This is a genomic window from Streptomyces sp. NPDC043861, from assembly GCF_056435905.1.
Genome location: NZ_JBWKDP010000006.1, coordinates 143,001 through 150,671, shown reverse-complemented (window position 1 = coordinate 150,671; position 7,671 = coordinate 143,001). Strand labels below are relative to the sequence as shown.

Here is a 7,671-nt window from a genome sequence, read left to right as displayed (position 1 = left end):
CGGGCACGGGTGCGGAGTCGAAGCCGGGTTCGGGTGAACGTGGCGTGGTGAAGGGCGTGGAGTCCAAGTCGGGCACGGGAGCCAAGTCGGGTGCCGGTGCGCGTGATGCGGTGAAGGGCGGGGCCCCCGGCCTCGGCGCCGAGGCCAAGGCATCGGGAAGCGGCACAGGCACCGGGGCGGACCGGTCGGGTGGCGGCGCAGTGCGGGGTGCGGTGCCGACCCCGGGCGAAGGGCGACTGCTGGCCGGGCGGTACCGGTTGGGCGGGGTGCTCGGCCGGGGCGGCATGGGCACCGTCTGGCGGGCCGTCGACGAGACGCTCGGCCGCACGGTCGCCGTGAAGGAACTGAGGTTCCCCAGCAGCATCGACGACGAGGAGAAGCGTCGTCTCATCACCCGCACGCGGCGCGAGGCCAAGGCGATCGCCCGGGTTCGCAACAACGGTGCAGTGACGGTCTATGACGTGGTCGACGAGGACGACCGCCCGTGGATCGTCATGGAGCTCGTCGAGGGCAAGTCCCTCGCCGAAGTCGTACGTGAGGACGGGCTCCTGACACCCCGCCGCGCGGCGGAGGTCGGGCTGGTCATCCTGGACGTGCTGCGTTCCGCCCACCGTGAAGGCATTCTGCACCGCGATGTGAAGCCGTCCAATGTGCTGATCGACCACGACGGACGCGTCGTCCTGACCGACTTCGGCATCGCACAGGTCGAGGGCGACCCCTCCATCACATCCACCGGCATGCTCGTGGGTGCGCCCTCGTACATCTCGCCCGAGCGCGCCCGTGGCCACAAGCCTGGGCCTGCCGCCGATCTGTGGTCGCTCGGCGGACTGCTGTATGCGAGCGTCGAGGGCTGTCCGCCCTATGACAAGGGCTCCGCGATCGCGACGCTCACCGCGGTGATGACCGAGCCGCTCGACCCGCCGAAGAACGCGGGCCCGCTGGAGGAGGTCATCTACGGCCTCCTGGTCAAGGATCCGGCGCAGCGGCTGGACGACGCGGGTGCCAGGACGCTGCTCCTGGATGTCGTCAACACGCCCGAGAAGCCCGCCGAGCCGGAGCTGCCGGCCGAGGCGACCAGGGTGGTTGCGCTGCCTCCGGTGCCCCCGGAGCCGGCGGTTCCGGCCGAGGGCACCGCGGATGCCGCGGCCGATCGGATCCGGGGCGCGCTGCGTTCGGTGCGGGCGGCGAAGTCCGAGCAGAGCCGGCGGAAGTCCGGGCAGGCGCCCGTGCCCCCCTCGCCGGCACGGACACCGGCCGGCGGTGGCGTGTCCCGCCGTACCCTGGCGGTGATCGTGGCCGCCGTCCTGCTGGCCGTCGTGGCCGCCGTTGTTGCGTTCTGGCCCAGCGGTGACTCCGGCAGGAAGGCCGACACCCGCTCGGGCGGAACGACTGCCGCGAGCGATGGGGCGGCCGACGACGGCAAGAAGGGCGGGGTGGCCGACGGCGGCAAGAAGGGCGGGGCGTCCCCCGGTTCGGGCCAGCCGTCGAAGAGCGGTGAAGCGGACCCAGGGACCCAGGGACAGAGCGGCGCCACGGCCGGGGACTCCGCCGGGGGCAGTGGCGGGACCGGGGACAAGACGGACGGCCAGTCGCCCCGGACCACCAGGTACCAGCACCACCAGGGCTTCTCCATCGGTCTTCCGGAGGGCTGGAAGTACACCAGCACGGACGGTGCCGGTGCCCGGTTCTCCGGCCCCGAAGGCCGGCGCCTGCTGGTGGGCTGGACCGACACCCCCAAATCCGATCCCGTCGCCGACTGGACGAGCCAGGAGTCCGGGATGCGACGTGCCGACTATCAGCGCATCAGGATCGCCCCCGTCGCCTACCGCGGATGGCTCGGTGCGGACTGGGAGTTCACCTTCACCGAGAACAGCACGAAGCTGCGCTCCCTCGACAGGGGGTTCGTGGTGAACAGGAAGCAGGGGTACGCCATCATGTTCACCGCTGCCGATGACGACTGGGGCAAGCCGGAGACGAAGGCGACGCTGAAGGCCTTCTTCGACACCTTCCAGCCCAAGTCCGCTTCCTGAGCCGCCCGGCCGGGCGGCTCAGGGGGTGAGTGCCCGCTGGGCCGCGTCCGTCACCCTCCGCCGGCCGGCGGCGAGACCACTCGAGCCGGCCGTCTCCTTCGGTCGTCTTCCTCTGGGACGGCGGACTCCACGGCGTTCCAGGTCTTCGGCAGGCCGACCTGGAACGCGCAGCGGACGTCGTGCGTCGCGACGGTACGTTCCCGCTGGTCGGCCTTGACGTTGCCGGAGAAGGCGGGGTCATGGTCATGGCGAGCGGCGACGCGCAGGAGTGGCCCGCCCGCTTCGTACAGAGGGACAGGCGGCCAACGGCTCGATGAAACGGGAGCCCTTGAGCGACGCCTCGTAACCCTCGACATCGATGGTGCGCGGTTTCCCGGCCGGGGCCGGCGGTGGGAAGCGGGGTTCGAACCTGTGGCCTCGGCCATCGAGGGGGGCGAGCGTAACATCGGGGTGAGGAGTCGATTCTCCAAGTCAGGGACGGGGAAACGGCTTTGATCGTTCCGTTTGCTTGTCTCCGCGGACACCGGCGCCCCTCCTGGCCGTCGACCGCGGATCGCAGCGGTGCATATCTGCCGGTCCCTCTTCGTTGTGCGGCTCAGCCACGTATCGTGAGACATCCTGAACACACAGGCAGCCTCAATCGACCGGTGGGGTACCGGAATTGACGGCCGCGTGGAGTACTCGGAACCGGGACAGCGCGCTGCTGGGGAGGCGTCGTGGACGACTATGCGGGAAGGGTGCTCGCCGACCGCTACCGCCTGCCGTTGCCGCCTTCGGACGAGTACGAGCTCGTCGAGACACGCGCATTCGACACCTACAGCGGTCAGGAAGTCCTGGTCAGGCAGGTTCCGTTGCCGGAGGTCGTGGACGCGGAGGTGCTCGACGGCACCGGCTCCGACGGCTTCGGCGCCCCGGCCGGTTCTCCCGTGCCCCGGCGCGCCTCCGGGCGGACGACGCGGCGGCCGACGGACCCTGCGGTCCGCAGGGCCGTCGAAGCGGCCCAGGCAGCGGCCCAGATCCCCGACCATCCTCGGCTGGACCAGGTCTTCGACGTGTTCGCGGAGGGCGGCTCCCTCTGGATAGTGAGCGAACTGGTCGCGGCACGCCCGCTCGCGGCGCTCCTCGCGGAGAAACCCCTGAACCCCTACCGGGCAGCGGAAATCGGCTCGGACGTGCTCACCGCGCTCCGCGCCCTCCATGCCCACGGCTGGACCCACCGCAACATCACGGTCCGTACGGTCCTCGTCTGCGACGACGGACGCGTGGTTCTGACCGGCCTCGCGGCCGGCGCTGCGGAGGAGGCCCTCTGCGGCTACGTACCCGTGCCCGACCCGGTCGACGAGGTGATCGAAGCCGATGTGGTCGGCCCGGACAGCCTGACGGATCCGGCGGATCCGGTCGATCCGATGGTTCCGCTCGACCCGATGGGCCGGCTCGGCCCGGCCGGACCCGTGGCTCCGGCCGCCGGGGAACAGGCCGCGGTCGAGCCGTATCCGCCCTGGCAGCCCTACGAGCCGCTGACGGGCGGTGCGATCGCCCCCGCCTCCCTGTCCGGACCTCCGGCAGGAGTCGCGCCCGGGGCGCTTCCGCCCGGAACGTCCGCGTCCTGGCCCGACGGCACCGAGGACCCGTACACGCCCCCTGCCTACGGGTACCGCTTCGGCGACGGATCAGGGGCAGGGGACGCCCGGGCCGCGCGCGCCGGAGCCATCGCCGCCTACCGGGCGGGCACTCGGGCCGCGGCCGGCCTGAGCGAGGAAGACTGGCGGCAGGACGAGGCCCGCAGGCGGATCGACAGCGGGCACGTGCCCGAGGAGAGTGATCAGGCCGGCGAGGAGGCCCCCGCCGGTCCGGACGGCGTCGGCGGCCTGCGCGGCGTCGGAGGCAGGGACGGCGGGGACGGTCGCCACGGTGTGGGCCGCCTGCACCACCCGGGCGTACAGGACGAGCCCGCGACAGACCCTGGCTCCGACCCGGTCCCCGGCACCACGGTGCCCGCTCCCCGGGCCGGTGTGCCGGCGCCGAACTGGTGGTCCCGGCCGGCGGAAGGCGTCGACGACCTGGACGACTTCGATGACGCCGACGACGACCCGTACGAGCGCGGGCCGGCCGGCGCTGTGCACCCGGACCCGCCGCGCGGCCCTCACCGTGCCGAGCTGGCGGGCACATGGCACGACGGCCCCCGCGGTGCGGACGGTCCCGCTCCGCTTGCGGCCGGCGGTGGACCCTCGCCGTACACAGGCTCCTTCGGCACCGATGCGCTGCGTGCCGACGCCCGGCGTGCGGATGCCCGGACCGACGACGAGAGCCGCCCGGGTGTCCGGGACGAGCGCTCCCAGCGGCACACGGCCGCAGCGGAGTTCGCTCCCGACGTCCGGCGCGACGAGGCGCAGCCGACGGGCAGCGGTCGCTGGGACGACGTCGTCGCGGGCGCCCCCGTCGGCGAGTACCGCGGCCCCGCCACGCCCCTCGCCGCCGAACGGGCCCGCCAGGCCCGGATCGCCGTCGTCGGCGCGGTCACCGAGCGCTGGGCGCCGGAGCAGGCCGGCCCGGTTCACGAGACCTGGCAGCTGGCCCCGCCCATCGGCCCGGCCACCGACCTGTGGGCGCTCGGCGCGCTGCTCTACCGTGCCGTGCAGGGCCATGCGCCGTACCCGGAGGACAGCGCGGGCGAGCTGGTCCAGCTGGTCTGTGCCGAGCCGCCCGCGTTCGCGGAGGAGTGCGGACCGCTGCGCCCTGTCGTCGAGTCGCTGCTGCGTCAGGACCCCACCGAGCGACCCGATTTCGAGGAGCTGCGTGGCTGGCTGCGGTCGCTCGTCAGATCGGCTCCCGAGCCGGACGCGGGCACCGGAGTGGTACCGCTGCCCTCCGTCGACCGCAGCCGGCTGCCCGTCGTACGCCGCCGCGGCGAACTCGTCCGCAGGCGTCGTGCGGGCTCGCCCGACACGACGCACGGCCGTCATCGCCACAAGAAGGCCAAGCAGCCGCGTGAACGGCGTCCGCGCGGGCCGCGTTCGCTCGGCCGCATTCTGCTGGTGCTGATACTGCTGGCGCTCGCCGCGGCGATCGCCTACGCCGTGATGTTCATGCCGAAGGCCGACGGGGAGGCCTCGTCCTCGTCGTCCTCCTCGGACGCTTCTTCGTCCGCGCCCGTCGGCACGGCGTCGAACGCTCCGACGGGCGACCGGTCCCCGGTTGCCGGCGGACCGACCCCGGACGCCCAGAGGTCCGACCCGGCCCCGGACGGCCGGCAGCCGCAGACGTCCGCGCCCGCAGCCGACCTCGCCGCAGGCTATGCGGTGCGCGTCGACCCGGAGGGCTTTCACATCGGTGTCGACAAGACCTGGCAGCGGCGGCCCATCAACGACAGCGGCCAGGTCCGCTATGTCGGGGGCGACTTCACCCTGATCGTCGTCCCCGGTCGTGACCCGGTCCGGACGAGTGGCTCGGACCCGATGGCGTACCAGCGCGAAAAGGAACGCGAGCTGCAGCCCTTCCGGGACTCCTCGTGGTCGTCCGCGTCCGGGCTGCGCCGCATCGACGTCGGCAAGCAGGCCATGGCGGAAGGGCAGTTCACCTGGCAGGACAGCAGCGGCCGTGAGGTGTACGTCCGGAACCTCGCCATGATCGTCGGCGATCGGTACCACGTCATCCAGGTCATCGGCCCCGAGGTTCAGCGGGACAAGGTCAGCGAGATCTATGAGCAGGCGACGGTGGCCTATCGCGCGACAGGCTGACCCCCGGCAGACCCCCACGGACCCGCGAACCGATCGCACCGCCCCGCAACCATCGAGTTACGGTGCGAGTTGGTGAGCCGTCCTGTGTTCCCCGTACGTACTTCCCCTCCGTAACCTGTCATTCCAAGGAACGAGCCGGGGGCACGGGGTACGTGGAGAACATGCAGAGCACGGAAGCAGGACTGCTGCTGGCCGGACGGTACCGGCTGACCGAGAGCATCGGCCGGGGCGGCATGGGCAAGGTCTGGCGTGCTCAGGACGAACTCCTGCACAGGACCGTCGCGGTCAAGGAGCTGACCGCCGGGCTGTACGTGTCCGAGGCGGACCGCACGGTCCTGCACGCACGGACCCAGAAGGAGGCGCGGGCCGCCGCGCGGATCTCCCACCCGGGCGTCGTCACCGTCCATGACGTGCTGGAGTACGACGGACGTCCTTGGATCGTCATGCAGTACGTCGACGGGCCGTCACTCGCCGATGCCGGCAAGGAGTCGGGACCCGTCGGCGCATCCGAGGCGGCGCGGATAGGCCTGCAGGTGCTGGGCGCGCTGCGCGCCGCGCACGCGGCCGGGGTGCTGCACCGTGATGTCAAGCCCGGCAATGTGCTGCTCGCCCGCGACGGCCGGGTCCTGATCACCGACTTCGGCATTGCCGCGATCGAGGGCGACTCGACCATCACCAGAACCGGCGAACTCGTCGGTTCCATCGACTATCTGGCCCCCGAGCGGGTACGCGGCGGTGATCCCGGTCCCGCATCGGACCTGTGGTCCCTGGGGGCCACGCTCTACACGGCGGTGGAGGGGAGCTCCCCGTTCCGCCGGACGTCACCGCTCTCCACGATGCAGGCCGTGGTGACCGAAGATGCCCCGCCGGCCGCCAAAGCGGGCGCGCTCGCTCCGGTCATCGCGGCCATGCTGCGCAAGGAGCCCGACCAGCGCCCGTCGGCCGCCGAGACCGAGCGGATGCTGCTCGATGTGCTGGAGGGGCGGAGCCCGAAGTCGGCGCAGGCGTTCGTTCCGACGCAGGCGGTCGATTCCGCGGACCTGCAGGCGGCGACCGCACGGCTTCCCGGACCTGCGTCGGCCACGACCGGATCCACGGCCGCTTCTGCGTTCGGGTCCACGTCCGCGTCCAGGTCGGGATCCACGTCCACGTCCGGGCACGGGCCGGCGCCCGACGCCCCGCCCGCCCGGAAGCGGACCGGCCGCTGGCGCTCCCTGCTCGTGGCCGCCGTGCTGGCCGCCGCCGTCGGCGGCGGTGCGGGATACCTCGCGATGCACTACGCGGGCGGCGACGGGGCGGGAAACTCCGCGGACCCGGCCGCATCACCCGATCCCGCGACGTCCTCGGTCGGCTCGTCGAAGCCCGGCAACTCCACGGCCGTACCCGCGGGCTGGCAGCAGGTCACCGACCCCGCAGGCTTCACCCTGTTCGTGCCGGACGGCTGGTCCCGGCAGCTGGACGGCGACCAGATCGACTACACGCCCGACAACGGCCGCCACCGCATCCGTATCAGCATCGACACGACACCGGATTTCAAGGACCCGTACACCCACATGCTCGATGTGGAGAACACCGTCGAGAAGCGGCTCCCCGAATACCGGAAGCTGACCCTGCACCCCATCACCTTCCGGGGCCGGACGCAGGCCGCGCTCTGGGAGTTCACCTGGAACGAGACCAAGGACCATCCGGGCGAGCGCCGGGCGATCGACCAGGTCTACTACGAGAAGGACGGGACGGAGTACGCGCTGTACATGTCGGGTCCCGCGGAGAACTGGTCCACGATCCGGCAGCAGTTCGACACCATGGTGCAGAGCTGGCAGCCGCCGGATTCAGGCCGCTGATCACGTCGGGCGGTTGATCGCTCCGTCACCGTTTCGCATCGCTGGACGCCGAAAGTGGCGGGC

3 protein-coding genes are annotated in these 7,671 nt (G+C 72.1%); all 3 read left to right on the top strand.

Annotated features, from left to right (window positions below):
* The coding region (locus AC068D_RS16425) for a serine/threonine-protein kinase (RefSeq protein ID WP_478823716.1) at positions 1–2,030 on the top strand (2,030 nt) is incomplete at its 5' end.
* Positions 2,031–2,746: 716 nt separating this feature from the next.
* On the top strand, positions 2,747–5,767 hold the full coding sequence (locus tag AC068D_RS16420; protein ID WP_478823715.1) for a protein kinase: 3,021 nt from the start codon (positions 2,747–2,749) through the stop codon (positions 5,765–5,767).
* Between the two features lie 152 nt (positions 5,768–5,919).
* Positions 5,920–7,608 (top strand): serine/threonine-protein kinase, encoded by a 1,689-nt coding sequence (locus AC068D_RS16415; protein ID WP_478823714.1) that lies wholly within the window; start codon positions 5,920–5,922, stop codon positions 7,606–7,608.
* The last annotated feature ends 63 nt before the right edge of the window (positions 7,609–7,671 follow it).